Raw genomic sequence first — 25,622 nt, forward strand, 5'->3', positions numbered from 1 at the left:
TTTAACTTGCTTTCCATAATTATAAACACAGCGTCATAAGTACGGTGCTAAAAAGATCAAAATAGAAAATATGTTTGCACTCAAATTTACTTGGAACCCAGTATCTGGATTAGATTTAGGTTTTATCACCATTCATTTTTACAGTTTGATGTTTGTAGTGGCATTTTCATTAGGTTTTTACTTGATGAAAAAGATGTTCATACGTGAGGAGGTAGCTATAGAAAAATTAGATAGTCTTTTTATCTATGCAGTCGTTTCTACTCTTTTAGGAGCACGACTAGGTCACGTATTTTTTTATCAAACAGAGCTTTTATGGGAAGATCCACTATCTGTAATACTTCCGTTTAGGTTTGTTCCAGAATTTGAGTTTACTGGTTTTAGAGGCCTTGCCAGTCACGGTGCTGCCATCGCGACTATATTTGGTCTTTATTTATACAATAAAAAAATCTTACATAAATCTGTGCTATGGATTTTAGACCGCGTAGTTATTACCTGCGCATCTGGAGCCATTTTTGTACGCATAGGTAACTTTTTAAACTCAGAAATGGTGGGTAAGATTACAGATGGTCCACTAGGCATACAGTTTGTGCAAGACGAGATTTCTGAGCGACGTGCTGTAGGCCTTACAAACATACAAAACCCAAAAAAGGCATATCAAGCCCTTACTGAAGATCCACAATTTTCCGAAATAATAAGTAGTATTCCTTACCGATACCCGGGGCAACTTATGGAAGCATTTGGCTATGTATTTGTATTTATCATATTATACCTTTTATACTGGAAAACTGAGGCGCGTAAAAAACCTGGATTCTTGTTTGGATTATTTTTACTTCTTCTTATGACAGTGCGCCTTGTGGTCGAAAACTTTAAGAGAGAACAAGTAGAAGGTAGAGAGGACTGGATATTTAACCTTAATACAGGACAGGTATTGAGTATTCCCTTTATCCTTATTGGACTCTACTTTGTTATTACCGCATTTACTAAAAAACCTATTAATGAAACTAATTAAACCCTTTACGCTATCACTCGCTGCCTTATTAACATTAAGTAGTTGTAATAATACTAGTGGCTCTGATAAAGTAATAACTATGGAGACTCCCGCATTTAATAAAGAGGGAGAATTATCACTATATAAAGCTTCTGGCAAACTTATAAGAACAATAGATGTAGAAGTAGCAGATACTGCCTTTGAGCAAGAAACAGATCTCAAAAATAGAGACCTCTTAAAAGCCCATCAAGGTATGTTATTCTTGTACCCAGAAGAGGATTTACGTGGGTACTTTATGAAAGACATACGCTACCCACTAGATATTATATTTATAAATAGAGATAATAGAATCGTGAGCTTTGCAGAGAATACAACTCCTCTAGATGATAGTACATTTTTACCTTCTCAAGTACCAGCACAACTCGTATTAAAAATAAATGGAGGTCTATCTGAAGAATGGGTTATAGAAGTAGGCGACTATGTAGAATGGAAATTTACTAACTAATATGATTTTAACACCCACTAGTTACAATAAAGTACTACTTTAAAATAAATCACATAATAAATCCTCCTATCAAACTTTTGATAGGAGGATTTATTTTTATACTTCTTTCTGTAGATAAAGCACAAAAAACCCGTCTCAATAAATGAGACGGGTTTTGAACTATCTTGAAGTAAAACTTATTTCTTAGCTAAGAAATCGTTTACTTGATCTGGAGACATTACTGACTCAACAAAAGTATAAGCTCCAGTTTTTGGAGATTTTACCATTTTGATCGCTTTAGTTAAACGCTTTGATCCTGTCTGTAACGATGCAACTGATTTCTTTGCCATAACTTATTTGATTTCTTTATGAACAGTCATCTTCTTAAGTACGTTGTTGAATTTCTTCAACTCCATACGGTCAGGTGTGTTCTTTTTATTTTTTGTCGTGATGTATCTTGACGTTCCTGGTTGACCAGTCGCTTTGTGCTCTGTGCACTCTAAGATTACTTGTACTCTATTCCCTTTCTTTGCCATCTCGGTTTACTTTATGGGATTATTTAGTTAAGAATCCGTTTGCGCGAGCCTCTTTAACAACCGCGTCGATTCCTTTCTTATTGATATTTTTTAATGCAGATGCAGATACTTTCAAAGTGATCCACTTATCTTCTGCTGGAAGGTAAAAACGTTTTTTCATAAGATTCACGTTAAATTTACGCTTCGTCTTATTCATCGCGTGGGAAACATTGTTTCCTACCATTGCTTTTTTACCTGTAAGCTCACAAACTCTAGACATTCCTAAAACTTTAAATAGTTATTTCAAAACAGGGTGCAAAAATACGTAATTTTATAGGTCACTACAAAACTTATTTCTAGTTTTTTCCTGTTAATTTATTTTATGACTCTTATTTTCTACAATAGAGCCCTCTAATTTATATAATAGAAGGGTTTTTATTACGCTTTCGCGAAAGCGTACCAAAAAACATTTTATCCCTCCTTACGTATCACATCTCTTAATAGCTCAAGTGCTTTATTAACACTCTTGCCTATGACTCTCTTGCGGTGATTACCCATCATAAAGTGATGTGCAGTAACTCCCTTATCTGTGGCGACACCTATGTATACTGTACCTACCTCTGCATCACTATCACCCTTAGAAGGTCCAGCATTACCCGTGGTAGATATACCTATGTCTGATTTATAGAGGCGCTTTGCGTTTACCGCCATTTGTGAAGCAACCTCTGCACTTACTACAGAATGCTTGTCTATCACAGTAGGGTCTACACCTAGTATATCTATTTTAGACTGTGTGGCATAAGTTACTAGACTTCCTTTAAGATATTGAGATGCGCCACCGTGCTTTGTAAAACGCTCTACCATTTGACCTCCTGTACAGCTCTCTGCAATGGCTATTGTTTTATTATGATCTACCAGCAGTTTTGCAACAACTTCTTCTAGCTCTCCATCACTTTCAAAACCGATAAAAATATCATCTATAAGTGGCAAAAGCTTTTTAGTCTGGATAGCCATTTCTTTTTCAAGCACATCTTGCTCTGGTCCAGATGTAGATAGACGTAAGCGCACTCTACCTAGTGAAGGTAAGTAGGCTAGCTTTATAGTGGCGGGCAACTCATTTTCAAAAGTTTCTATACGCTCTGCGATAGCACTCTCTCCCATTCCATAGGTCAAGAAGGTTTTATGAAGTATGTAGGGTAACTTAAACTGCTCTTGAAGTCTTGGTAGCACCTCGTTTTCCATAAGTCCCTTCATTTCGTAAGGAACTCCTGGCATTGAGATAAAGACAGTGTCTTTGTCTTCAATCCACATACCTGGTGCTGTACCAAATTTATTTACAAGTATTTGCGCCTTACTAGGCACTAGCGCTTGTGTTTTATTTGCTTCGAGCATAGGTTTTTTTACATACTCCTTAAACAAGTACGTAACGTGATCTAGCACACTCTGATTGAGCTCTAGCTCATCATTAAAATACTCACATAACGTATGCTTTGTGATATCATCCTTAGTAGGACCTAGTCCCCCTGTGATTATGACAAGGTCTGTACGACTTTGTGCCGCTGCAAAAGCTTCTAAAAGATGTGCCTTATCATCTTGTATAGACGTTATCTGATATACAGAAACCCCTATTTTATTAAGAACTGAAGATATGTATGCACTATTTGTATCTACAATCTGGCCTATGAGTATCTCATCACCTATTGTAATTATTTCTGCTTTCATCTAGAAGTCTTCTTGTAGCTCTGCAATTACCGTAGTAAGGGTATTTGTAATATCATCTAGTTTAGTCTGTATGGCAGATGTAGGCTTATTAGTATCACTCCACTTCTCCATTGCCTTAATTTGATCTAAAAGATCTATACCAAACATATCTAAATTAGGTTTCATTTTATGAGCAAATTGATATGCCATTTTATGGTTTACATTCTCAATAGCATTTTGCATAGCTTCTAGGTCTGGTGGTATCTCTTGTAAAAAAGTTGAAACAATAACTGCCACAAAATCTTCATCACCACCGGCAATCTCTCTTACTTTTTCTAGATTGTAATGTCTTGACATATTACTTTACGTTTATTGAGAACATCTCTGTATCTCCTATAAATCCTTTTAACTTATCGTCTTCTTGTACACGTGCAACACCAGCCGGCGTACCTGTAAATATAATGTCTCCTATCTTAAGTGTAAAATATTGAGAGACATAGCTTATTAAGGCATCAATTTTCCAGAGCATCTCCTTTGTAGAACCTTGCTGTACAACCTCTCCATTAGACTCTAGCCTAAATGAGATATCATCTACACTCTCAAAATCTGATACTGGCAACCATTGCGTCCCTATAACCGCAGCACCATCAAACCCCTTTGCCTTTTCCCAAGGCAATCCTTTTTCCTTAAGCTGCGCTTGTAAATCTCTCGCGGTAAAATCTATACCGAGACCTATCTCATCATAATAGGTGGCAGCAAACTTTTCATCTATATGCTTTCCTATCTTTTTAATCTTAACAAGCACTTCAACTTCGTGATGCACATCATTAGAAAACGGTGGGATCACAAAGGGGTGTTTACTTAACAATATAGAAGAATCTGGCTTCAAAAAAACAACCGGATGCTCTGGTCTTTCGTTTTCGAGCTCTTCTATGTGCTTTGCATAATTGCGACCTATACAAATAAGTTTCATAAATTATCCTTTAGTATTAAGCTTACGTAGTTTTATTGCTGTAAGTACCTTTTTGGTATATAAAGGGAAGTCTGCATTTTGAATCCACCCAAAATATCCTGGCTCCTTCTCTAGCACTTCTTCTACCTTCTTACCCTTATGTTTTCCAAATGTAAAAATCTCTACATCATCCTTATCATACCCTATAAAACCAGCAAAATCTGCATTTCTTTTACGTGTACTAAAATCGCCTAAAAACTTCATATCATTCTCCAGCTCATCATATCTATCTAGTTGAGATTTTAAAACCTCATAGGTAGCCCACGTATCTGCAGATGCGCTATGCGCATTAGTCAGATCCTTATCACAATAAAACTTGTATGCTGCAACCAGTGTGCGCTGCTCCATTTTATGAAAAATATTTTGCACGTCTATAGCGTTGCGATTTTTCATATCAAAGTCTATGCCCGATCGCAGGAGCTCCTCAACCAGAAGTGGTATATCAAATCTGTTTGAATTAAAACCAGCAAGATCTGCGTCTTTTATAATATCATAAATCTCCTTTGCTCGCTCTGCAAAGGTGGGCCTGTCTGCCACATCTGCATCACTTATACCGTGTACTGCGGTCGTTACTGCTGGAATAGGCACCGTAGGATTTATACGCTCTGTAAACTCCTCCTCTCTTCCATCAGGAAAAACTTTAAGGATAGATATCTCTACAATCCTATCTTTTGCGACATTAACACCTGTGGTCTCAAGGTCAAAAAAACAAATGGGTCTTGTTATATTTAATTGCATTTCACAAAAATACTTGTTTATAATTACAATTTTTAAACCTCTAACTATTAAAAATTCTAGAAATGTTATCTTGGTATAAGATTTGATTTCATTCTATTATGAATATAAAATACTTAAGTCTCGTTGTTATTTTTTTCGCTTTCGCGAAAATTTCATTTGCCCAAACCACTGCCTTTACAACTCAAGATGTTGCTGGCACCTATACAAATGATTACAAAAAAGCGCTCATCACAAACCCCGAAGTGACTAGCCTACCTGTGCAATGGCAACTTACACTATCTCCAAATGGAACTTTTGAATACCACAACTCAAGACAATTAAAGGGTCAGCCAGAAGAGCACTGGTATGCAAAAGGGCAATGGACTTTTAAAGGAAAAACAATCTCCTTTACAAGCTCACAAGAAGATATAGATAAAAAGTACACCATTAACCTCAATGGTTCAAAGGCTCGATTTTTTAAAAAATCATCACGTAATAACTCCCCAAAACCTCAACCTACATACATTCAATTTTATGAATCTGAGTATCCGGTTGCCAAAAGCTTAAAACTTCACAAAACCAATGAATAAAATAAAACTTATATACACCGTATTAGTTACTGTGAGTATGGTATTTTTCGCGAAAGCGCAAAACACCTCCACCCCAGATGTAGAGCTTATAGAAGAAAAACAGCCTAAGCGCTGGCTTCTTTATGCTCAAAACAATACAGATCAAGAACAAGAAGCTTTTCTCATTGTACAAGGCGAAGGCTTTAGACGTAGTGCAGATAGACCGGTTATAAAAAAAATACCACCTAATGAAAAGGTACTTATGATTACGTTAATACCGCTTAGAGGTGCCACACCTACCTATACTAAGATATTTAACTACAATAACAAGCTACAATCTATAAGCAAGCGTAAAGGCGAAGACGACGAAGCTTATGTAAACATACGTCCTATTATAGCAAGTGAGTTTACTGTCTTTACAGAAGATAATTGTGACAAATGTGAAGTCCTTATTAATTACCTAAATGACAACCACCTTAAATACCGAACTCTCGTCGTATCAAAACATAAAAAAGTAGCAGATTTTATGTTTAAACATCTCAAAAGTGATGGCCACAATGGTGGTAAAGTAGGTTTACCCGTTATTATGCACAAAGGCAAAAAGAGCTATGATATAGAAGATATAGATGCATTTATAAATAGTTATGACTGGAGCTCATTAAAATAAAAAAAAAAAAAAAAGATAAGCGATCTTATAAAAAAAAGCGCAACCTGAGGTTGCGCTTTTTTTTATTATCGAGATAAGAGACTATTAGATCTCTCTATTTACATCAAAGTTTTCTAGGTACTCTGCTACTCTCTTTACAAACTGACCTCCTAAGGCTCCATTTACCACACGGTGATCATAAGAGTGAGATAAGAACATCTTCATACGTATACCTATAAAATCTCCGTCTGGAGTTTCTATCACTGCAGGTACTTTACGTATAGCTCCAAGAGCAAGTATAGCAACTTGTGGCTGATTTATAATAGGTGTTCCCATTATAGACCCAAAGGTACCTACGTTAGTCACTGTATAGGTTCCTCCAGCGGTATCGTCTGGTTTTAATTTACCATCACGAGCTCTACCAGCAAGATCATTTACAGATTTTGCCATACCTACCAGGTTGAGCTGGTCTGCGTTCTTTATAACAGGTACAATAAGGTTACCATCTGGTAAAGCTGCTGCCATACCTAGGTTTATGTTTTTGCGCTTTATAATACGATCACCATCTACAGAGATATTTATAAGCGGGTAGTCACGTATTGCTTTTGCTACTGCCTCCATAAATATAGGAGTAAATGTAAGGTTCTCACCTTCCTTCTTTGCAAAGGCATCTTTATTCTTCTTACGCCAGTTCCAGATGTTAGTTACATCTGCTTCAATAAATGATTGTACGTGAGCACTTGTTTGTATAGAGGCAACCATATGGTGCGATATAAGTTTACCCATACGAGTCATCTCTATCACCTCATCTTCACCATTTACACTTACTGGTGCAGCTTTTTGTACCGGTGCACTTTTTTGTGCTGGCTGCGCCTTAACAGTCTGTGCTACTGGAGCGGATTGTTGAGTACCGCGGTTTGCAAGATATGATACCATATCATCCTTAGTCACACGACCGTCCTTGCCAGAACCTTGTATTGCGTCAAGTTCAGATTGAGAGATTCCTTCTTGTTTTGCCATATTGCGCACAAGCGGTGAGTAAAATCTATCATCTGTACTTACTGGCGCTGCTACCGCATCTTGGGCTGCTGTTACCGTTTGAGCAACGACCGCCGCCTCTGCAGGAGCTTCTTCTGTAACCTCTTGTACAGTAGTCTCTGTAGCTGTTGCATCACCACCTTCACCATCTGTTTCTATAATAGCGATGGTTTGCCCCACCTCTATCACAGCATCTACATCAAATAGTTTTTCGACTAGTACTCCGTCTACTTCACTAGGCACTTCACTATCTACCTTATCTGTTGCGATCTCAAGTACAGGCTCGTCTGCCTCTATGACATCTCCTACTTCTTTTAACCACGATGTAAGCGTTGCTTCTGCAACACTCTCTCCCATTTTTGGTAGCTTTAATTCAAATCTTGCCATATTCGTAAAATGTAGCTGTTTTCAATTGTTGTTTTTACAAAAATAGTAATTTATTCAGTTTTATTGTGAGAATAAATTACTATTATGTTTCAAAAGTAATTATCTCGCCTCTGCCTTCACTACTATTACTGCCTATCGCAAAAGTACTCTTTTTAGGTATTAGTTTGTATGAAACACCACTACTGGAGTGTGTTATAATTTCCTTAATTATTTTATCATAGCCGGTATACTGGGCATCAAAGAGTATTTCTTGCCCCGTCTTTGTCGCAGATAGCTTGTTTTGGGTCACTACCGTCTTTTTCACACTTTGTGACAACTTTCTCGCCAGATCATCATTATTAGACAGCAGTATATACTCTTTAATTTTTTGATGATCTTTTATGACCGCTTGGTTTTTAAAATGAGTGATCCAAGACTTGGCTTTTGCAACACCTAGACCTAGCCTTACTAACGTTTGTTGAAAAATATTTTTATACAAATGCTTATCATAAAACAGCTGCATTGCTCCATAAAAACGCTTTCTGTAACGTTTATCTTTTACAGTACTTTCTCCCTTAAAGTGTATGATCTCGGTACTACCTAGATAATAATTTGTATAACCCGCTTGTGATACGGTATACGATAGGTCTATATCTTCACCATACATAAAATAACGCTCGTCAAAACCACCTACTTCTGTATAAACTGCACGAGGCATAAACATAAAAGCTCCTACAAGTACGGCTACTTTTCCAGTTTGATCATTTTTAAGGTGTGAAGCATAATAATGTCTAGCATCACCTATCATCTTATTGAGCGATACTTTAAGTGTAGGGACGTTTCTCTTACTTTCTGGTAAAAATTCACCTGTTCCGTCTACTAACTGTACTCCTATGATACCTGGTTTTTGTTGCGCTTTCGCGAAAGCGTACACATCATTAAACGTGTTTTCACCCACTACCGTATCTGGATTGAGAATACAGACATACTCGCCTTGAGCTACAGCTACACCTTGATTATTTGCTTTTGAAAAACCTACATTATCTTTATTTGCGATGAGAATAACTTGAGGAAAAAGTTCTTTTACCATTGCTGCACTACCATCTATTGACGCATTATCTACGACTATAATCTCTGCATCTAGATTTTGTATACTAGCAGTAACACTATCTAAACAGAGATGTAGATAGTCTTTTACATTATAGTTTACAATGACAATAGATAATTGCAAGCAGGATTTTTTAAAGTGAGTATTCTATAAACTTTCTAACTCTTTAAGGAATTTTCGAAAGGTATGCGATGTAAGATACTTCTTCCTAGGGTAACCTCATCTGCATACTCAAGTTCATCACCTACAGAAATACCGCGGGCAATGGTAGAGGTCTTAATATCATAGGCCTCCAGTTGTCTATAAATATAAAAGTTTGTGGTATCCCCTTCCATTGTGGAGCTCAATGCAAATATCACCTCCTTTACTTCTCCGCTTTTTGCCTTGTCTATGAGGGAGTAAATATTAAGATCTTGTGGACCTACACCATCCAGCGGACTAATCTTTCCGCCCAGCACGTGGTACAAACCACGATATTGGCTTGTATTCTCAATGGCCATCACATCTCTCACATCTTCTACCACACAAACTAATGAGGCATCTCTATTGGGGTTAGAACAAATCTCGCATAACTCTACATCAGATATATTATGGCATTTTTTACAAAACTTGATAGTGTCTCGCATTGTGTTAAGCGCCTCAGTAAGATGGTGCGTCTGGCTCTCTGGCTGCCTTAATAAATGCAGCACAAGTCGTAGTGCTGTGCGCTTACCAACTCCTGGGAGTTGAGACATCTCATAGACTGCGTTTTCAAGAAGTTTTGAAGAAAATTCCATAGGTTACAAAGATACTTCTTTAGAAAATAAGTAACAGGCTCGAGATAATAGCCGTCCCTTAATTCTTATCCTCCAGCAATGGCACAAATCTAAACTCTCCATACTCCTTCTTCTCAAAAGAGGTTGCAGAGGTTCTTATGTAGCGATGCATTATTTGCGGGTCATCACCTACAGGTATCACAAGCTTACCACCTATCTTGAGCTGTGCTAGTAATGGTTTTGGCACATAGGGTGCTCCTGCAGTTACTATAATACTATCAAAAGGTGCATATTCTGGTAATCCTTTATAACCATCTCCAAAACTTAGATAACGAGGTCTGTATCCCAGCTTTGTGAGGAATAATTTTGTCTTTTTATATAGCTCCTGCTGGCGCTCTATAGAATATACTTTTCCACCAAGCTCACACAACACCGCTGTTTGGTACCCGCTACCCGTACCTATTTCTAGTACATTGTGCCCTTTTTCTATCTCAAGTAACTCACTTTGAAAAGCTACCGTATAAGGCTGAGAGATGGTTTGATCTGCCGCGATAGGAAACGCTTTATCCTGGTAAGCGTGATGCTCAAAACTACTATCCATAAAAAAGTGACGTGGTATTTTACCTATAGCCTTAAGTACTAGACTATTTGTAATGCCCTTATCTTTTAATATTTGAACGAGTTGGCGGCGTTTTCCTTGGTGGCGAGTAGTGTCTTTCATCGGTTACTAAAATAGTTTTTTTACAATAAAACTCACTCTCAATCACAAATGATTTATCAAGAGCACCCCATTTTATTTTCAAAATCAATGCTACCAGCTGGTTACTTAAAATCTTCACACCCTAAAATCAGGACGTCATAAAAGCAACTAAAAACCTTATTTTTGTAAAAAACAATATACTATGCTCAAAGCTGGCGTTCTAGGTGCAGGCCACTTAGGAAAAATACACTTAAAACTTCTTAAACTATCAGAAAACTATGAACTGGTAGGCTTTTATGACACCTCAAAAGAGGTACGTGACGCCATATCAACAGAGTTTGGCTACGTAGCATTTGATAGCGAAGAAGCACTTATAGACGCCTGTGATATGGTAGATGTTGTAACGCCTACCACGTATCACTTCACAAGTGCAGAAAAAGTAATTAAAGCTGGCAAACATCTCTTTATAGAAAAACCTATCACAAGTACGGTAGAAGAAGCAGAGCAATTGCTCGCCCTGGCAAAGGAGCACAATGTGTTAGGCCAGGTAGGGCAAGTAGAGCGTTTTAACCCAGCATTTATGGCGGTAAATGAAGGTATAAAGAACCCTATGTTTATAGAGGCTCATAGACTTGCAGAGTTTAACCCTAGAGGTACAGATGTACCTGTTGTGCTAGACCTTATGATACACGACATAGATGCAATATTAAGCGTGGTACAAAGCCCTGTAAAAAGTGTAAACGCTAGCGGTGTATCTGTTATATCTGAAACACCAGATATAGCAAACGCACGCATTGAGTTTGAAAACGGCTGTGTGGCAAACCTCACTTCTAGCCGCATCTCTATGAAAAATATGCGCAAGGCTCGTTTCTTTCAAAAAGACGCCTACATCTCTGTAGACTTTTTAGAGAAAAAAGTAGAAGTTGTAAAAATGAAGGATGCACCAGAAGATCCAGATGATTTTGCGATGATTCTTCAAAATGCAGAGGGGCTCAAAAAGCAAATATATTTTGACAATCCAGAGGTGCCTAGCAATAATGCCATACTTGATGAGCTAGACGCTTTCGCGAAAGCAATAAAAGATAACACCACTCCTATCGTCTCACTTGAGGCAGGTACAGAGGCACTGCGCGTAGCCAAAATGATTATCGCAGATTTTTAAAAAACACATATTCAAACACACACACACCCTTTCCCACTGGGAAAGAAACTAAGCACCACAATTATGAAAAACATAGCAGTTATAGGAGCAGGAACAATGGGTAATGGTATTGCTCACACTTTTGCTCAAAGCGGTTACAAAGTACAGCTTGTAGATATCTCACAAGAATCACTAGATAGAGGGATGAACACCATCTCAAAAAACCTAGATAGAATGGTTGCAAAAGAGCGTATCACTGCAATAGAAAAGCAACAAACGCTAGATAACATCACCACTTTTACTAACCTAGAAGAGGGTGTAGAATATGCTGGACTTGTAGTAGAGGCTGCTACAGAAAATGTCGATCTCAAACTCAAAATTTTTGAATCGCTAGATGAAGCTACTGGTGATGACTGCATCCTTGCCACAAATACCTCTTCTATTTCAATCACACAGATTGCGGCAGTAACAAGAAGACCTGAACTCGTTATAGGGATGCACTTTATGAATCCTGTACCTATTATGAAACTTGTTGAAATCATAAGAGGATACTCTACTAGTGATGCTACCACGCAAACCATTATGGAGCTTTCAGAAAAGCTAGGCAAGGTACCTGTAGAGGTAAATGACTATCCAGGTTTTGTAGCAAACCGTATCCTTATGCCTATGATTAATGAGGCTATAGAGACTTTATATAATGGCGTAGCTGGCGTGTATGAAATAGACACAGTGATGAAGCTAGGTATGGCACACCCTATGGGACCATTACAACTAGCAGATTTTATAGGTCTTGATGTATGTCTATCTATACTTGAAGTAATGTATGAAGGTTTTAAAAACCCTAAATACGCACCGTGCCCATTACTAGTAAATATGGTACGTGCAGGAAAGTATGGGGTTAAGTCTGGCGAAGGTTTTTATGATTATAAAGAATCACGCAAGGCAGATAAGGTAGCTGCAATGTTTTCTTAATACTCTAAAACTAAGATACGTATCATATTATGGCAAAAATCTCCCCCTTCTGCGCAGTGCGACCTACAAGAGATAAAGTAGGTCTCGTAGCCACCCGTGCATATCAATTTTATGATCAAGAGGGGCGAGATCACCGTATGGCTCGTAATCCCTTTTCTTTTTTACACATTATAAACCCTGGATATAAGTTTCATAAAGAGATTACAGGTAAACAGCGTTTTGAGCTTGTACGTAACAGGTATCAAGAGTTTAAAGAAGATGGTATTTTCATTAAAGAAAATAAGCCTGCTTTTTACATTTACAAAATTGTAGATAGAGATCAGAACACCTTTCACGGTATTGTGGCCAGCGCCTCTGTAGAAGACTATAAAAATGATGTCATAAAAAAGCACGAAGACACCCTTCAAGATCGTGAGCTACTTTTTAAAGACTACCTTGAGACGGTAGGTTTTAATGCAGAGGCTGTACTACTCACCTATCAAGATGACTCCAGTATAAAAGCGATATTGCAAGATGTAATGAGTACACGTGCCGAGTATGAATTTACAACCACGTACCGTGACACCCATTACCTATGGCCAGTTACAGATACTCAAACAATCACTACACTACAAGAAGCTTTTGAGCAACTAGGTAACCTCTACATTGCAGATGGGCACCATCGCTCCTCTTCTTCTGCGCTGCTATCTGATGCACACCCAGAGCATCAAGAGACATACCATCACTTTATGAGCTTTTTAATACCAGAGTCTGAGTTGCTTATTTATGAATTTAACAGACTTATAAAAGATCTTAATGGTTTGAGCAAGGAAGCTTTTCTTATAGCGTTAGATAGCCATTTTAGAATAGAAAATAGAGGCAAACTACCCTATAGACCATCTAAGAAACACCACTTTAGTATGTACCTCGACGGTGAGTATTATAGTCTGTATTTACGTCATAAGCTCAGAACTTTTAACACACCACTTGAGCGACTAGATACTCAAATATTATATGAGACTGTGTTAAAACCTATTTTGGGTATCACAGATCTACGCAATGACAAGCGTATAGAATATATAGACGGGAGACGTGATATTGCTAGTCTTACAGACCGTGTAGACAGTAAGGAGTTTGTTGTGAGTTTTGGTATGCTTCCTATCACAATAGAAGACTTAAAAGAAATTGCAGACGCAGGGCTTAAAATGCCACCAAAAAGTACGTATATTGAGCCTAAACTACGCAGCGGCGTAACGATTTACGAATTTTAATGAGTATAGCAGAAAATATTTTACGCTTTCGCGAAAGCATCCCACCACACGTAACTCTTGTAGCGGTTTCAAAAACAAAACCTGTAGCAGATCTTATGGAAGCCTATGAGGCTGGACAACGCATTTTTGGAGAAAATAAAATCCAAGAAATGACCGAGAAGTGGGAAGAAATGCCAAAAGATATACAATGGCATATGATAGGCCACGTGCAGACTAATAAGGTCAAGTTTATGGCTCCCTTTGTAAGTCTAGTACACGCGGTAGATCGCATAAAGCTCCTCAAAGAAATTAACAAACAAGCCCTTGCAAATAATCGTGTGATAGACGTACTTATACAAGTAAAGATTGCGCGAGAAGATTCAAAATTTGGTATGGCGGTAGAAGATGTTGCGGCACTTTTTCAATCTAATGAGCTTGATAACTATCCTAATGTAAACGTGGTGGGCCTTATGGGGATGGCCACCTTTACAGATGACCAACGCCAGGTACAGGCAGAATTTGAACTGCTTGAAGGATTATTTTTACGCTTTCGCGAAAGCGCAAATCTCACCATTTTATCATCAGGTATGAGTGGTGATTATAAACTAGCCATAGATAACGGCAGCACGATGATACGTGTGGGGAGTAGTATTTTTGGCGCTAGATAGCCATTATACACACAACAATTTAATTAAAGCACTCGTTTTACGAGCAAAACAATAGACTTATTTACGCAATACTAGACATAGAAACCACCGGTGGAAAATACAACGAAGAAGGTATTACGGAGATAGCTATTTATAAATTTAACGGGCAGACAGTTGTTGATGAGTTTGTCACCCTTGTAAACCCAGAGCGACCTATACAAGCTTTTGTAGTAGGTCTTACGGGTATAAATAATGAGATGTTACGCAATGCACCAAAATTTCACGAAGTTGCAAAGCGTATAATAGAAATCACCGAGGGTTGTACCATTGTTGCTCATAATGCACAGTTTGACTACCGCATACTTAGTCTAGAGTTTGATAGGTTGGGATATCACTTTGATAGAACAACACTCTGTACCGTTGAGCTATCACAAGAACTCTTACCAGGGCACGACAGTTACAGCTTAGGAAAACTTACAAAGGCATTAGGTATCTCAATGTCTAATCGTCACCGTGCAGATGGTGATGCTATTGCTACCGTAAAACTTTTTAAACTACTACTATCAAAAGATCCAGAGCAAATAGTTTTTAAAAAAGCGACGCGCTCTTTTCCTAAAAAGCATCTGGATACTAAGCTCAAGGAGCTTATAAAATCTGTTCCTTCTGAGACCGGAGTGTACTTTATGCATAATGTAAATGAGACCATCATATACATTGGGAAAAGTAAAAATATAAAGAAGCGGCTTACCCAGCATTTTACAAATGATAACCACAAAAGTAAAAAAATACAAGACGAAGTTGAGAGTGTCACTTTTATACAAACGGGAAGTGAACTTCTAGCATTACTTAAAGAGAACGATGCTATAAAACATTATAAACCTAAGTATAATAGAGCCCTAAGACGTACAAAATTTAAGGTACAACTTACACACTTTACAGACCAGCAAGGTTACATACATCTCAAAACAGAACGTGCAGATGGGCGTAAGGAGTCTATTACTACCTATAGCAATACAATGAGTGCAAAGAGTAGTATGGAACGTATTGTTGCTGCCTACAACCTGTGTATGAATAAAACACAGTTTAACTCTAAATCTGGTAGTTGTTTTAATTACGGAATCGAAAAGTGCAATGGTGCCTGTGTAGAAAAAGAAGATCCAGTTTCATATAATAAGCGTGTACAACAATTTATAGATAAACATAGCTACAAAAATAAGAGTATGATTATCACAGATCGTGGTCGTAAGTCTAATGAACGCTCTTTTGTATTTATAGAAAATGGGAGGTTTAAAGGAGTTGGATTTTATGATCGCAACAATGATATAAGTGATCTAGAGTACTTGAACTCTATGATAGAGCCTATGTCTGACAACAGGGATGCAAAGCATATTATACAAACGTATGCTAGAAGTCGTAAGCGATTAAAGGTGATTGCCCTAGAGCATATTTCAAACTCATAGATAAGTAGTACATTTATCACATAATAGGCATAACAAACAGTGACAAAAGACAGTACATCACCCTGGCGTAAAAAACTTCACGATATTATTTATGAGGCAGATACGCCTGCCGGAAAGTTATTTGACGTAGTATTACTCATACTTATACTGGCAAGTATTGCTCTGGTAATGCTTGAGAGCGTAAAAAGCATTGATGCAAGATTTCACGATTATTTTGAGATAGGAGAATGGATTATCACGATATTCTTTACGCTAGAATATTTTGCTAGAATAGTCACAATCAAAAAACCTAGCACTTATATTTTTAGTTTTTACGGCCTTATAGACTTCTTCTCTACTATACCGCAGTACCTAGCTTTTTTCTTTATAGGCTCAAATGCACTGTTAACCGTAAGAGCACTGCGCTTGCTTAGGGTCTTCAGGATTTTAAAGATTACAAGATATGTAGGTGAGTCTAATAAGTTATCTAGAGCTCTTAAAGACTCTAGAGCAAAGATCAGTATATTTTTATTTGCTGTACTTATACTTTGTATCATAGCTGGTACAATTATGTATATGGTAGAAGGAGAAGAAAGTGGCTTTACAAGTATACCTGTAAGTGTATACTGGTGTATAGTTACCCTTACTACGGTAGGTTTTGGAGATATTGCACCTGTGACACCTCTTGGGCAATTTATAGCTGCCCTTATTATGATTTTAGGATACGGTATTATTGCTGTACCTACAGGAATAGTAAGCGCAGAGTACGCAAAGGATATGGAACCTTCTAAAGTTACAATAGATGGTGAAGACTATGTACATATGAATACACAGTGTTGCCAAAATTGTAATGCAAAGAAGCATCGTGATGATGCAGAGTTTTGTCATAAATGCGGAAACTCTCTTGATCGTGACTTCTAAGTATCTTATTGCCATTGTAGGCCCAACTGCTATAGGTAAAACGGCTCTCTCTATAAAAGTCGCTCAACATTTTAATACAGAGATTCTCTCTGCAGATAGCAGGCAATTTTTTAAAGAAATGTACATAGGTACAGCTGTACCAGATCCAGAAGAACTTGCAGCGGCGCCCCATCACTTTATACAACACCTCACTGTAGATGAGCCGTACAGTGTAGGCCATTTTGAAAAAGAGGCTATCCAAAAGATTACAACCTTACACAAAACGTACAATGAACTCGTTATGGTAGGTGGTTCTGGAATGTATGTAGACGCTGTTATAAATGGCCTTGATGAATTTCCAGAGGTAAAACCTGGCGTGAGAGAAGACCTTAAAACTTTACTAGCAACAGACGGAAAAATAGCTCTACAAAAGCTTCTTAAAGAAAAAGATCCCACCTATTATTCTCAAGTAGACATAGATAATACGCAACGAGTGATTAGAGCACTTGAGGTATGCCTGTCATCTGGTGAGGCATTTTCATCTTTTAGAGATAAACCTAGACCTGCTCGTGACTTTCAAACCATAAAAATAGGCCTTAAGGCAGATCGTGAGATTATGTACGATCGCATAAACAGGCGTGTGGATATTATGGTTGAAAATGGACTCGTTAAAGAGGTAGAAAGTTTGCTTTCGCGAAAGCACAATAATGCACTCATCACTGTGGGTTACAGAGAACTTTTTGAATATTTTGAAGGGAAAGTTACACTCGAGCGTGCTATAGAAAATATAAAAACAAACACCCGAAGATTTGCCAAAAAACAAATGACTTGGTACCGTAAAGATACGAGTATACATTGGTTTGATTTTGAAACTCCTTTTGAAGAAATCGCTTCGTTTTTAAACAAGAAAACGCACCACTCCTAAAAGTGGTACGTTTTATAAAATCACTAATATCTTTTAGATATTAAATGTTTATTCGTCTTTCTTAACTACTAGACGGAAACCTTCTCCGTGTATATTAAGAATCTCAACAACGTCATCTTTCTTTAAATACTTACGTAGTTTTGCGATGTATACATCCATACTACGTGAGGTAAAGTAGTTATCATCTCTCCAGATCTTTGTAAGTGCTAGCTCACGTGGCATAAGGTCATTCTCGTGTAGGGCAAGCATACGTAATAACTCATTCTCCTTAGGAGATAATTTTATAGGTTCTTCTTCTTTATATGTTAAGAAACGTAACTTAGAGTTAAGGTGGAAGTTCCCTATGTTAAACTCAAACTGCTTTGAGTCTGCAACAGAGTCTACAGCTTTGCGCTGTATAATTGCCTTAATTTTCATAAGTAAGACCTCACTATCAAAAGGCTTATTAAGGTAATCATCTGCTCCTACTTTATATCCTTTAAGAACATCTTCTTTAAGCGCTTTTGCCGTTAAGAAGATAATAGGAATTTCTTCATTCTTCTCTCTTATTTCTTTTGCCAGTGTAAATCCATCTTTGTAAGGCATCATCACGTCTAAGATACATAGATCGTAATCATCTTTTTTGAATTTTTCAAAACCTTCCATTCCATTCTTTGCGTGAGTGACGTCGTAGTCATTCATCATAAGGTAATCTTTAAGAACAGTTCCAAAGTTTGGATCATCCTCTACTAGTAAAATCTTTTTGTTTTCAGTTTCCATATTATAATGATATTAGTGGTAATTTGATTATGAATGTGCTCCCCATTCCTTTTTCGCTTTCGACAGAGATTTCACCTTGGTGATCATCTACTATTCGTTTTGCATAGGCAAGACCTAAGCCGTGTCCTTTTACGTTATGTATATCTCCCGTGTGCTCACGGTAAAATTTATCAAAGACTTTTTTCTGCACAGTTTTAGACATTCCATCCCCTTTGTCTTTAACCTTTATGATGATAGAATCTTTAGAGTTTTCTGTATACACATCTATTTCTGGCGCTCTATCTTCTGGAGTATATTTTACAGCATTGTCCATTATATTGACTAATACATTTGTAAAATGTGACTCATTTGCAAGCACTGGTGTGCGCTCTGCATCTAGATGTAGGTTTATATACCCACCACGATCTTCAACTAAAAGAAGTATGTGGTTACTAGCATCTTCAACAAGTTCGTGCATATCAAGGCGCTCCTTGTTAATATCTAATTCATTTTTTTCCAGCTTAGAGATGCGCAGTACATTTTCTACTTGACCGTGCATACGCTTATTTTCTTCTCTTATAAGGCCTTGATAATAGCTTACCTTTTCTGGGTTACTAGAAATCTTTGAGTTTTTAAGTGCATCTAGCGCTAGGTTTATAGTAGCGATAGGTGTTTTAAACTCGTGGGTCATATTGTTTATAAAATCTGTCTTTATCTGTGATATCTGTCGTTGCTTATTGAGCTGGTGCAATGCACTTGAGTAGGCTATCACTATTATAAGTGTAAAAATTATAGATAACCCTGCCATTCCTAATATAGAAGAGATAACAAACTTCTTCTCACCCGGAAACTGAACATATAATGAGTAATCACTTACGTCTTTATCGTATAGAAATATAGGCTCGCTATATCCCGGTGCAGACTTTCTAAACTTAAAATCTTTAGATCGTACTCTTGTTAATAGATCATTACTATATACTCCAAATTCAAAATCTGTTTCTAGATTGCGCTCTACAAGTTCTATAGTGAGAAGTTTACTAATTTCCTCTTCTGTAACCCGATTATGTATTGGAATTCTATTTGCTATATCACTTACTATTCCAGAAAATTGATATTTCTCATAATCAAGCAATCTTGAGAACTCTTGTATTCTATTTGATGTTGAGCTTTCATTACCGTCTACACTACCCCTTTTTATAATTTGAGTAGATCTTCTGTTTGCATATCTTTTAAACTCTATACTATCCCCTTCTTCTCCTGTAACTCCTGGCGCTGTGATTTTAAAATCTTCTTGTAAAATGCCGCTACTGTATAAAGTAATCTCATTATTTACGAGATCTTCATTAATGTAAAAGTATTCTTCAAAAGACAACTCGTCTGGAAGCCCGATACTATCTACCATTTTCTGTACCGGATAATAGTAATCCTCTAGCTCTCGGTTTTCTATTCTATCTACCACAGCAGATAGTGCTTGCCTAGCGTTAAAGCTAAATTGCTCACGCTTAGCATCTACACTACTAGATATCCAATAGCCTTGTACAAATATGATACCTATGAGCGACAAGCTCATAAGCACAATTAATAAGTAAAATAGTTTTTTATTCACTACCCAAAAATAAGATTTTAACATTTCAGGCGGTTTCGGTTTAACCAAATGTTAACAAGCGGTAGTTATGCTATGCCCAACCCTTATCTAGACGCACCATAATATGGGTGTGAATGCGTGATACAGCGTTTTTTGCTTCTTCAAGTTTTATATTTTCTACAACGACATCTGCCATTGCAGCCTTACGATCATCAGACCATTGCGCTTTCATTCTCTTAATTACCTCATTTTCGGTCGTATCGTCTCTTTTTATAGTACGAGCAATACGCTCTTTTAATGGAGCCGTTACAAGTATGGTAAAGTCACATAAATTATACCCCCCATTTTCAAATAAAATTGCAGCTTCTTGCATAACATATGGTGCATTTTGAGCTGCAACCCAGTCTTGAAAATGTTTTCTAACTGCAGGATGTACTATAGCATTGAGACTAGACAACATTTTTTTAGAGTTAAATACTTTACTCGCTATGTAAGGTCTATTAAGTAAACCTTCCCTATATGCTTCTTCTCCAAAAAGGTTAATGATCTCCCTTTGCAATTCCTTGCTTGTGTTCATAAGGCGCTTTGCCTCATCGTCTGCAATATAAATCGGTATTCCTAACTCTTTAAAAAAACCTGCAATCGTCGTTTTACCGCTTCCTATGCCACCTGTAATACCTACTACTATCATAACTAATTAATTACAATAAACTTTACTTGCTTGTTTATAAGTCTCGCGACCTTTACAGTGGCTGGCGCCTTTGCTATTTTTAGAGGTAAGTAAGCATCATTATCTGTAGCGTTTTCATAGTCACAGGTAACGAGAAAATCTGATGGGGTGATTTTATCAAAATTTTCGAGTTCTACTATATAGCTTACTTCTGCAGTTTTAGGCAAAATTTTAACCTGCGTATCTAAATCATTGAGTATGGTAATAGGCACTATTATTTTACCCTCTGTATACTTAGCCACATCTTGTACTATATTTACCGCTATTTGCGACAACCGGACATCTTGAGGCAGCTTTTGAGTAGATAGTGCTACTTCTTGCGCTATCTTTTTATCTACCTCCATAAGTTCTTTTCCTATTGTAAAAACTTCTTTAATTGATGTTATAGAAGTTGCTGGCCCCACTACAGTAATACTATCTGGCTCGATACGTAACTTGCTTTTTGCTCCATAACCTGTTTTATAGGAAACAGCAACATTAGATTGTACCGGGATACGTTTTGACGCTACAGAATCCACAGCTATACGTATTTGAGGAGGAACGATTGCAAGTACATTACTCGCATTATCTACAACTTCTTTTTGTGAAAGTGATCTTGCAGTTACTGTATATTCATATATATGAGACTCTACGCTCTGTAGCTCTGTAAAAGGCACTTTTAATGTAGGCACCTCTATTGCGTTTGTAAGTAAGGAAAAACCAGAACCTTCTGCACTTACTTTTACATAGGCAGGTGTTAACTCTTGGATTGTTCGGTCTATGGGGACATCTACCACTTCTATGGCTACCTCAAATTGCGTTTTATATGTTTTAGATAATTTTATGAGGCCCGCAATGATAGTAGTAAACAGCAAGAAGAATAAAAACTCTCTTGCAGTCACGCTGTTTATTTTAATTCCTCTCAACATATATGGTAGTTACTTTTGGGTCTCTAATGTACTAAAAAAAAGATGTGGATAACGCTTTCGCGGAAGCTGTCTCAACCATTTTACTGCTATTGTAGAAGATAGAAACCCCGTACCATAGCCATAAAACTGAATGCCGGTTGCAACAATACTTAGACAACCTATCATAAGGCTTTTATTTATGATACTTGAGTGCACAAAAATAATCGCAACATACAATGCGTAAAGCTTGAGCAGTATTGTATTACCAAGCAATCCTATCATCAAGCTTGCTACTAAACCTATGATAAACAATGTAGGAAACCAGAAAGTGAGCTTTGCAGTACTAGGGTGCCATAAATTAAGTATAGGTCGGACTAGTCCAAACTTATGGACTTGAGTATAAAATTTTTTCCAAGAGATGCGACGTTTATGATAGACAAAAGCCTCTGGTATAAGCGCCGTTTTAAAACCTAGATCCCATAATCGCAATACAAGATCTGGATCCTCCCCGGGATGAATATCTCCAAAACCTTTACTAGCTTGAAAAGCCTTTTTAGACAATCCCATATTAAAACTACGAGGTTGAAATTTTCCGGCATCTTCACTTCCGCCGCGTATGCCTCCAGTAGTAAAAAACGAAGTCATACTATAACTTATAGCCTTCTGCAAGTTAGAAAAGTCTGGATGTGCTGCATCTGGACCGCCAAAACAATCTACATATTGCTCCTTTAACTTTTTATCCATCACCTCAACATACTGTGGAGGCAACATACAATCTGAATCTAGTATGATAAAATAATTCCCTCTCGCTCTCTCCATCCCATAGTTGCGAGAACTCCCTGGACCTGAGTTAGGCTTTGTTAAATAGGTAATATCAAGATCTGGATAAGCATCTATGACTTCTTTACAGGGTATGCTAGAGCCATCTTCAATAATTACAATCTCATAAGGAATAGCAGTTTCTTGCTGGTTAAAACTAGCAAGGAGTTCGGCCACCTCATCTGGTCGATTATAAACGGGAATAATAAATGAATATGAAAGTTGCATATAAAACAAAGCTAAGACATCCCTAGAGGCTAGGCAATAAAAAACCACCGACATATAGACGGTGGTTGGTATGGGGTTGATTCCGCTTTCGCGAAAGCGTACTAAAGTTTATTCGTGTCCTTCGGCTTTCATAAATGCTTCCATCACCTCGTTGCTCACTCCGGTGTTGCTGAAACCTCCGTCATTATAAAGGTTTTGCATTGTTACACGCTTTGTAAGGTCTGAAAATAGTGAGATGGTATAATCTGCACAGTCTTGTGCCGTAGCATTACCTAGCGGGCTCATCCTCTCTGCATAAGCGATAAAACCGTCAAAACCTTTTACTCCTTGACCTGCCGTAGTAGGTGTAGGTGATTGTGATATTGTGTTTACACGTACGTTCTTTTCTTTACCATAAAAGTATCCAAAACTACGTGCAATAGACTCTAAGTATGCCTTATTATCTGCCATATCATTATAATCTGGAAATACACGCTGCGCTGCCATATAGGTAAGGGCTACGATACTTCCCCACTCATTCATCGCATCTTGCTTGTAGAGTGTTTGCATTACTTTATGAAAAGACATTGCAGATACATCTGTACCTTTTTGTGTCCAGTCATATTTTTGATCTGTATAAGCACGACCTTTACGTACATTTACAGACATCCCGATAGAGTGCAGTACAAAGTCTAACTTACCTCCTAGTATTTCTTGTGCTTTTGTAACAAGGTTTTCTAGATCTTCTAGCGATGTAGCATCTGCAGGAATAATTTCTGACCCTGTCTTTTCTGCAAGCTCGTTAATCTGTCCCATACGCATAGCGATAGGTGCGTTAGTAAGTACAAAAGATCCTCCTTCTTCGTGTACGCGCTCTGCTGTTTTCCAAGCGATTGAGTTTGCATCTAATGCTCCAAAAATAATTCCGCGTTTTCCTTTAAGTAAGTTATAACTCATAATAACAGTAATGGTTTGATGTATTCTAGTTAGGTTTTCGGCCTGCGCCGTTATGGAGGTGTAAATATCGTGGTTTCTGCTTAAATCACACTAGTTTAGTAGATTTTTTGCGTGGGCAATTGCCGCGTCGCTGTGCTGGCCTCCGCCTAGCATAGCCGCTATCTCCACAATACGCTCATCTTCATCAAGTCTTTCTATATAAGTCTGTGTGCGCTCGTTTGTATCTTTTTTGTACACTTTAAAATGTGAAGCGCCTTGACCCGCAATTTGAGGTAAGTGTGTAATACTTACAAGTTGCATAGTACGACCCATTTTCTTTAAGATGGCTCCCATTTTTACAGCAATTTCTCCGCTCACACCAGTATCTATCTCATCAAAAATGAGTGTAGGTAATTGTTTATGTTTACTAAGCACAGACTTAAGGGCTAGCATTACTCGAGATAACTCACCTCCAGAGGCTCCTTTGCCTAATGGTTTTAAATCACTCCCCTTATTTGCTGAAAATAAAAACTCTAAGCTGTCTGTTCCTGTTGCTGTAAGAGTATCTTGAGAATCTAACTGTACTGCAAACTGTGCATTAGGCATCCCAAGTTCAACAAGTAATTTTTGTACTAGTGAGGTAAGGTGTGGTATTGCAGCAGCACGATCTTTATGTAACTGAGAAGCCAGTGCAAATGCAGTTTCCTTTTCTAATTGAATCTGAGCTTCTAGTGCTTCTATCTTATCATCTACCCCTGCGATATCTTGTAAATCATTATCTAGCCTGTCTCGTATCTCAATAAGCTCCTCTACACTGGCTACCTGATGCTTTTTAATGAGCGAGTGCAATAATTGCATACGTGTATTGAGTCGTTCTAGCGTAAGTGGATCTGCATCTACATTATCAGAAACTTGACTAAGTACTTCTCCTATATCTTCTAGTTCTAGTAGTGTACTATTAAGTCGCTCATACAATTCTGTGTATTGAGCACCATAGCTATTTAGCCTACCTAGTGCTGCTCTGGCAGCAGCAAGTTGATCTATAGCTCCTGTTTCATCTAGAGATATATTTTGTGCGGCTGTAGCCAGCTGCTGCATAATCTCATCTGCATTGCTTAATGTGTTAAGCTCCTCTTCTATCTCTGTATACTCTCCTACCCTTAATGCTGCCTCGTCGAGCTCTGTAAAAAGAAAAGATTGATAATCATACTCTAGCTGGGCTTGCTTCTTTTTTTCTAAAAGTTCGACCAGGGCCGCTTTTGAAGCCTTCCACTGAGTGTAAGCCGTTCTATATTTTTTTAATAATGCCACACTGTTTGAGAACGTATCAATCATCTCAAATTGAAAATCATTTTCTACCACCTGCAGCGTTTTATTCTGGCTATGTATATCTACTAGCCTAGCACCCAGTGTGGAAAGTTGTGCCAGTGTTACGGGCGTATCATTTATAAAGGCTCTACTTTTTCCAGAAGGTAAAATTTCCCTTCTTATAATAGTAGACGCATCATAATCGAGATCATTAGCCTTAAAGAAAGTTTTGAGGTGGTAGTCACTTATAGCAAAAACACCCTCTACTACACATTTTTGAGACGCATCTCCTGCGCTAGACATATCTGCACGTTTTCCTGTAATAAGACCTAGTGCTCCTAGTAATATAGACTTACCAGCACCTGTCTCTCCAGTAATAACAGTAAACCCTTTATCAAACTGTAATTGTACAGATTGAATAAGTGCATAATTTTTTATAGAAAGAGAAGTAAGCAATGATTTTTAGATTTAGTTAAAATAAACGCACAAAGTAAGATATAATACTCAACAAAAAATTCCCGTTATACGGGAATTTAAAATTAAGGATTGTCTTTATTATA

29 protein-coding genes are annotated in these 25,622 nt (G+C 37.6%); 11 read left to right on the forward strand and 18 right to left on the reverse strand.

What is annotated here, in order from left to right; genetic code table 11:
- Positions 1–70: 70 nt before the first annotated feature.
- Both lgt and I597_RS13470 read left to right on the forward strand, forming a co-directional pair.
- Positions 71–1,009 (forward strand): prolipoprotein diacylglyceryl transferase, encoded by a 939-nt coding sequence (gene lgt, locus I597_RS13465; RefSeq protein ID WP_035325212.1) that lies wholly within the window; start codon positions 71–73, stop codon positions 1,007–1,009.
- The gene (locus tag I597_RS13470; RefSeq protein WP_035325213.1) at positions 996–1,493 is read left to right on the forward strand and encodes a DUF192 domain-containing protein; all 498 of its coding nucleotides are present in this window, start codon (positions 996–998) and stop codon (positions 1,491–1,493) included. The genes lgt and I597_RS13470 overlap by 14 nt, the downstream gene beginning before the upstream one ends.
- Positions 1,494–1,669: 176 nt before the next feature.
- Here I597_RS13470 and I597_RS13475 read toward each other — a convergent pair whose 3' ends face one another.
- The 7 genes from I597_RS13475 to I597_RS13505 form a co-directional block, all read right to left on the reverse strand.
- Positions 1,670–1,822: a DUF4295 domain-containing protein gene (locus I597_RS13475; RefSeq protein WP_064497417.1), complete on the reverse strand. Its 153-nt coding sequence runs from the start codon at positions 1,820–1,822 to the stop codon at positions 1,670–1,672.
- A 3-nt stretch (positions 1,823–1,825) separates the two neighbouring features.
- Positions 1,826–2,008: a 50S ribosomal protein L33 gene (rpmG, locus tag I597_RS13480; RefSeq protein ID WP_013749890.1), complete on the reverse strand. Its 183-nt coding sequence runs from the start codon at positions 2,006–2,008 to the stop codon at positions 1,826–1,828.
- Between the two features lie 19 nt (positions 2,009–2,027).
- Positions 2,028–2,267, reverse strand: coding sequence for a 50S ribosomal protein L28 (gene rpmB, locus I597_RS13485; RefSeq protein WP_021778443.1), 240 nt, complete (start codon positions 2,265–2,267; stop codon positions 2,028–2,030).
- A gap of 191 nt (positions 2,268–2,458) precedes the next feature.
- Entirely contained in the window at positions 2,459–3,709 is a 1,251-nt protein-coding gene (locus tag I597_RS13490; protein WP_035325214.1) for a competence/damage-inducible protein A, read from the reverse strand.
- On the reverse strand, positions 3,710–4,045 hold the full coding sequence (locus I597_RS13495) for an Hpt domain-containing protein (RefSeq protein WP_035325215.1): 336 nt from the start codon (positions 4,043–4,045) through the stop codon (positions 3,710–3,712).
- A 1-nt stretch (position 4,046) separates the two neighbouring features.
- Positions 4,047–4,661: a fumarylacetoacetate hydrolase family protein gene (locus I597_RS13500; RefSeq protein WP_035325216.1), complete on the reverse strand. Its 615-nt coding sequence runs from the start codon at positions 4,659–4,661 to the stop codon at positions 4,047–4,049.
- Positions 4,662–4,664: 3 nt separating this feature from the next.
- Entirely contained in the window at positions 4,665–5,438 is a 774-nt protein-coding gene (locus I597_RS13505; RefSeq protein ID WP_035325217.1) for a 3'-5' exonuclease, read from the reverse strand.
- A 98-nt stretch (positions 5,439–5,536) separates the two neighbouring features.
- Here I597_RS13505 and I597_RS13510 point away from each other — a divergent pair, with 98 nt between their 5' ends.
- Positions 5,537–6,007: a hypothetical protein gene (locus I597_RS13510; protein ID WP_035325218.1), complete on the forward strand. Its 471-nt coding sequence runs from the start codon at positions 5,537–5,539 to the stop codon at positions 6,005–6,007.
- Positions 6,000–6,653, forward strand: a complete 654-nt coding sequence (locus I597_RS13515; protein ID WP_052111747.1) for a hypothetical protein — start codon at positions 6,000–6,002, stop codon at positions 6,651–6,653. Before I597_RS13510 ends, I597_RS13515 begins: the two co-directional genes overlap by 8 nt.
- Positions 6,654–6,737: 84 nt before the next feature.
- Here the strand turns inward: I597_RS13515 and I597_RS13520 are convergent, their stop codons facing one another.
- The 4 genes from I597_RS13520 to I597_RS13535 form a co-directional block, all read right to left on the reverse strand.
- Positions 6,738–8,057: a dihydrolipoamide acetyltransferase family protein gene (locus I597_RS13520; RefSeq protein WP_035325219.1), complete on the reverse strand. Its 1,320-nt coding sequence runs from the start codon at positions 8,055–8,057 to the stop codon at positions 6,738–6,740.
- A gap of 82 nt (positions 8,058–8,139) precedes the next feature.
- Positions 8,140–9,267, reverse strand: a complete 1,128-nt coding sequence (locus I597_RS13525) for a glycosyltransferase family 2 protein (protein WP_035325220.1) — start codon at positions 9,265–9,267, stop codon at positions 8,140–8,142.
- A 35-nt stretch (positions 9,268–9,302) separates the two neighbouring features.
- The gene (recR, locus tag I597_RS13530; RefSeq protein ID WP_035325222.1) at positions 9,303–9,920 is read right to left on the reverse strand and encodes a recombination mediator RecR; all 618 of its coding nucleotides are present in this window, start codon (positions 9,918–9,920) and stop codon (positions 9,303–9,305) included.
- A gap of 58 nt (positions 9,921–9,978) precedes the next feature.
- Entirely contained in the window at positions 9,979–10,620 is a 642-nt protein-coding gene (locus tag I597_RS13535; protein ID WP_035325223.1) for a protein-L-isoaspartate(D-aspartate) O-methyltransferase, read from the reverse strand.
- A gap of 181 nt (positions 10,621–10,801) precedes the next feature.
- Here I597_RS13535 and I597_RS13540 point away from each other — a divergent pair, with 181 nt between their 5' ends.
- The 7 genes from I597_RS13540 to miaA all read left to right on the forward strand — a co-directional run bounded on the left by I597_RS13540 (position 10,802) and on the right by miaA (position 17,852).
- Positions 10,802–11,761, forward strand: a complete 960-nt coding sequence (locus I597_RS13540; protein WP_035325224.1) for a Gfo/Idh/MocA family oxidoreductase — start codon at positions 10,802–10,804, stop codon at positions 11,759–11,761.
- 63 nt (positions 11,762–11,824) lie between these two features.
- Entirely contained in the window at positions 11,825–12,712 is an 888-nt protein-coding gene (locus I597_RS13545; protein ID WP_035325225.1) for a 3-hydroxyacyl-CoA dehydrogenase family protein, read from the forward strand.
- A 29-nt stretch (positions 12,713–12,741) separates the two neighbouring features.
- A complete protein-coding gene (locus tag I597_RS13550) occupies positions 12,742–13,962 on the forward strand; it encodes a DUF1015 domain-containing protein (protein ID WP_035325226.1) in 1,221 nt (406 codons plus the stop codon).
- A complete protein-coding gene (locus I597_RS13555) occupies positions 13,962–14,609 on the forward strand; it encodes a YggS family pyridoxal phosphate-dependent enzyme (protein ID WP_035325227.1) in 648 nt (215 codons plus the stop codon). The genes I597_RS13550 and I597_RS13555 overlap by 1 nt, the downstream gene beginning before the upstream one ends.
- Before the next feature lie 59 nt (positions 14,610–14,668).
- Positions 14,669–16,048 (forward strand): exonuclease domain-containing protein, encoded by a 1,380-nt coding sequence (locus I597_RS13560; RefSeq protein WP_035325228.1) that lies wholly within the window; start codon positions 14,669–14,671, stop codon positions 16,046–16,048.
- 39 nt (positions 16,049–16,087) lie between these two features.
- Complete coding sequence (locus tag I597_RS13565; RefSeq protein ID WP_035325229.1) at positions 16,088–16,948, forward strand: ion transporter; 861 nt, start codon at positions 16,088–16,090, stop codon at positions 16,946–16,948.
- Positions 16,896–17,852 (forward strand): tRNA (adenosine(37)-N6)-dimethylallyltransferase MiaA, encoded by a 957-nt coding sequence (gene miaA / locus I597_RS13570; RefSeq protein WP_052111749.1) that lies wholly within the window; start codon positions 16,896–16,898, stop codon positions 17,850–17,852. Before I597_RS13565 ends, miaA begins: the two co-directional genes overlap by 53 nt.
- Before the next feature lie 48 nt (positions 17,853–17,900).
- Here the strand turns inward: miaA and I597_RS13575 are convergent, their stop codons facing one another.
- From I597_RS13575 to recN, 7 genes are all read right to left on the reverse strand, one after another.
- The gene (locus I597_RS13575; protein ID WP_021778425.1) at positions 17,901–18,611 is read right to left on the reverse strand and encodes a response regulator transcription factor; all 711 of its coding nucleotides are present in this window, start codon (positions 18,609–18,611) and stop codon (positions 17,901–17,903) included.
- A 1-nt stretch (position 18,612) separates the two neighbouring features.
- Complete coding sequence (locus tag I597_RS13580; protein WP_035328747.1) at positions 18,613–20,196, reverse strand: sensor histidine kinase; 1,584 nt, start codon at positions 20,194–20,196, stop codon at positions 18,613–18,615.
- A 70-nt stretch (positions 20,197–20,266) separates the two neighbouring features.
- Positions 20,267–20,866 (reverse strand): dephospho-CoA kinase, encoded by a 600-nt coding sequence (gene coaE, locus I597_RS13585; RefSeq protein ID WP_035325230.1) that lies wholly within the window; start codon positions 20,864–20,866, stop codon positions 20,267–20,269.
- A 2-nt stretch (positions 20,867–20,868) separates the two neighbouring features.
- Entirely contained in the window at positions 20,869–21,813 is a 945-nt protein-coding gene (locus tag I597_RS13590) for a YbbR-like domain-containing protein (RefSeq protein ID WP_035325231.1), read from the reverse strand.
- Positions 21,814–21,822: 9 nt separating this feature from the next.
- Positions 21,823–22,839 carry a glycosyltransferase family 2 protein gene (locus I597_RS13595; RefSeq protein ID WP_035328749.1) on the reverse strand — a complete coding sequence of 339 codons (1,017 nt, stop codon included), beginning with the start codon at positions 22,837–22,839 and terminating at the stop codon, positions 21,823–21,825.
- 108 nt (positions 22,840–22,947) lie between these two features.
- Positions 22,948–23,775, reverse strand: a complete 828-nt coding sequence (locus I597_RS13600) for an enoyl-ACP reductase FabI (protein ID WP_035325232.1) — start codon at positions 23,773–23,775, stop codon at positions 22,948–22,950.
- 90 nt (positions 23,776–23,865) lie between these two features.
- Positions 23,866–25,518, reverse strand: coding sequence for a DNA repair protein RecN (gene recN, locus I597_RS13605; protein ID WP_035325234.1), 1,653 nt, complete (start codon positions 25,516–25,518; stop codon positions 23,866–23,868).
- Positions 25,519–25,622: the final 104 nt, after the last annotated feature.

The sequence above is a fragment of the Dokdonia donghaensis DSW-1 genome (genome assembly GCF_001653755.1).
Classification (GTDB): domain Bacteria; phylum Bacteroidota; class Bacteroidia; order Flavobacteriales; family Flavobacteriaceae; genus Dokdonia; species Dokdonia donghaensis.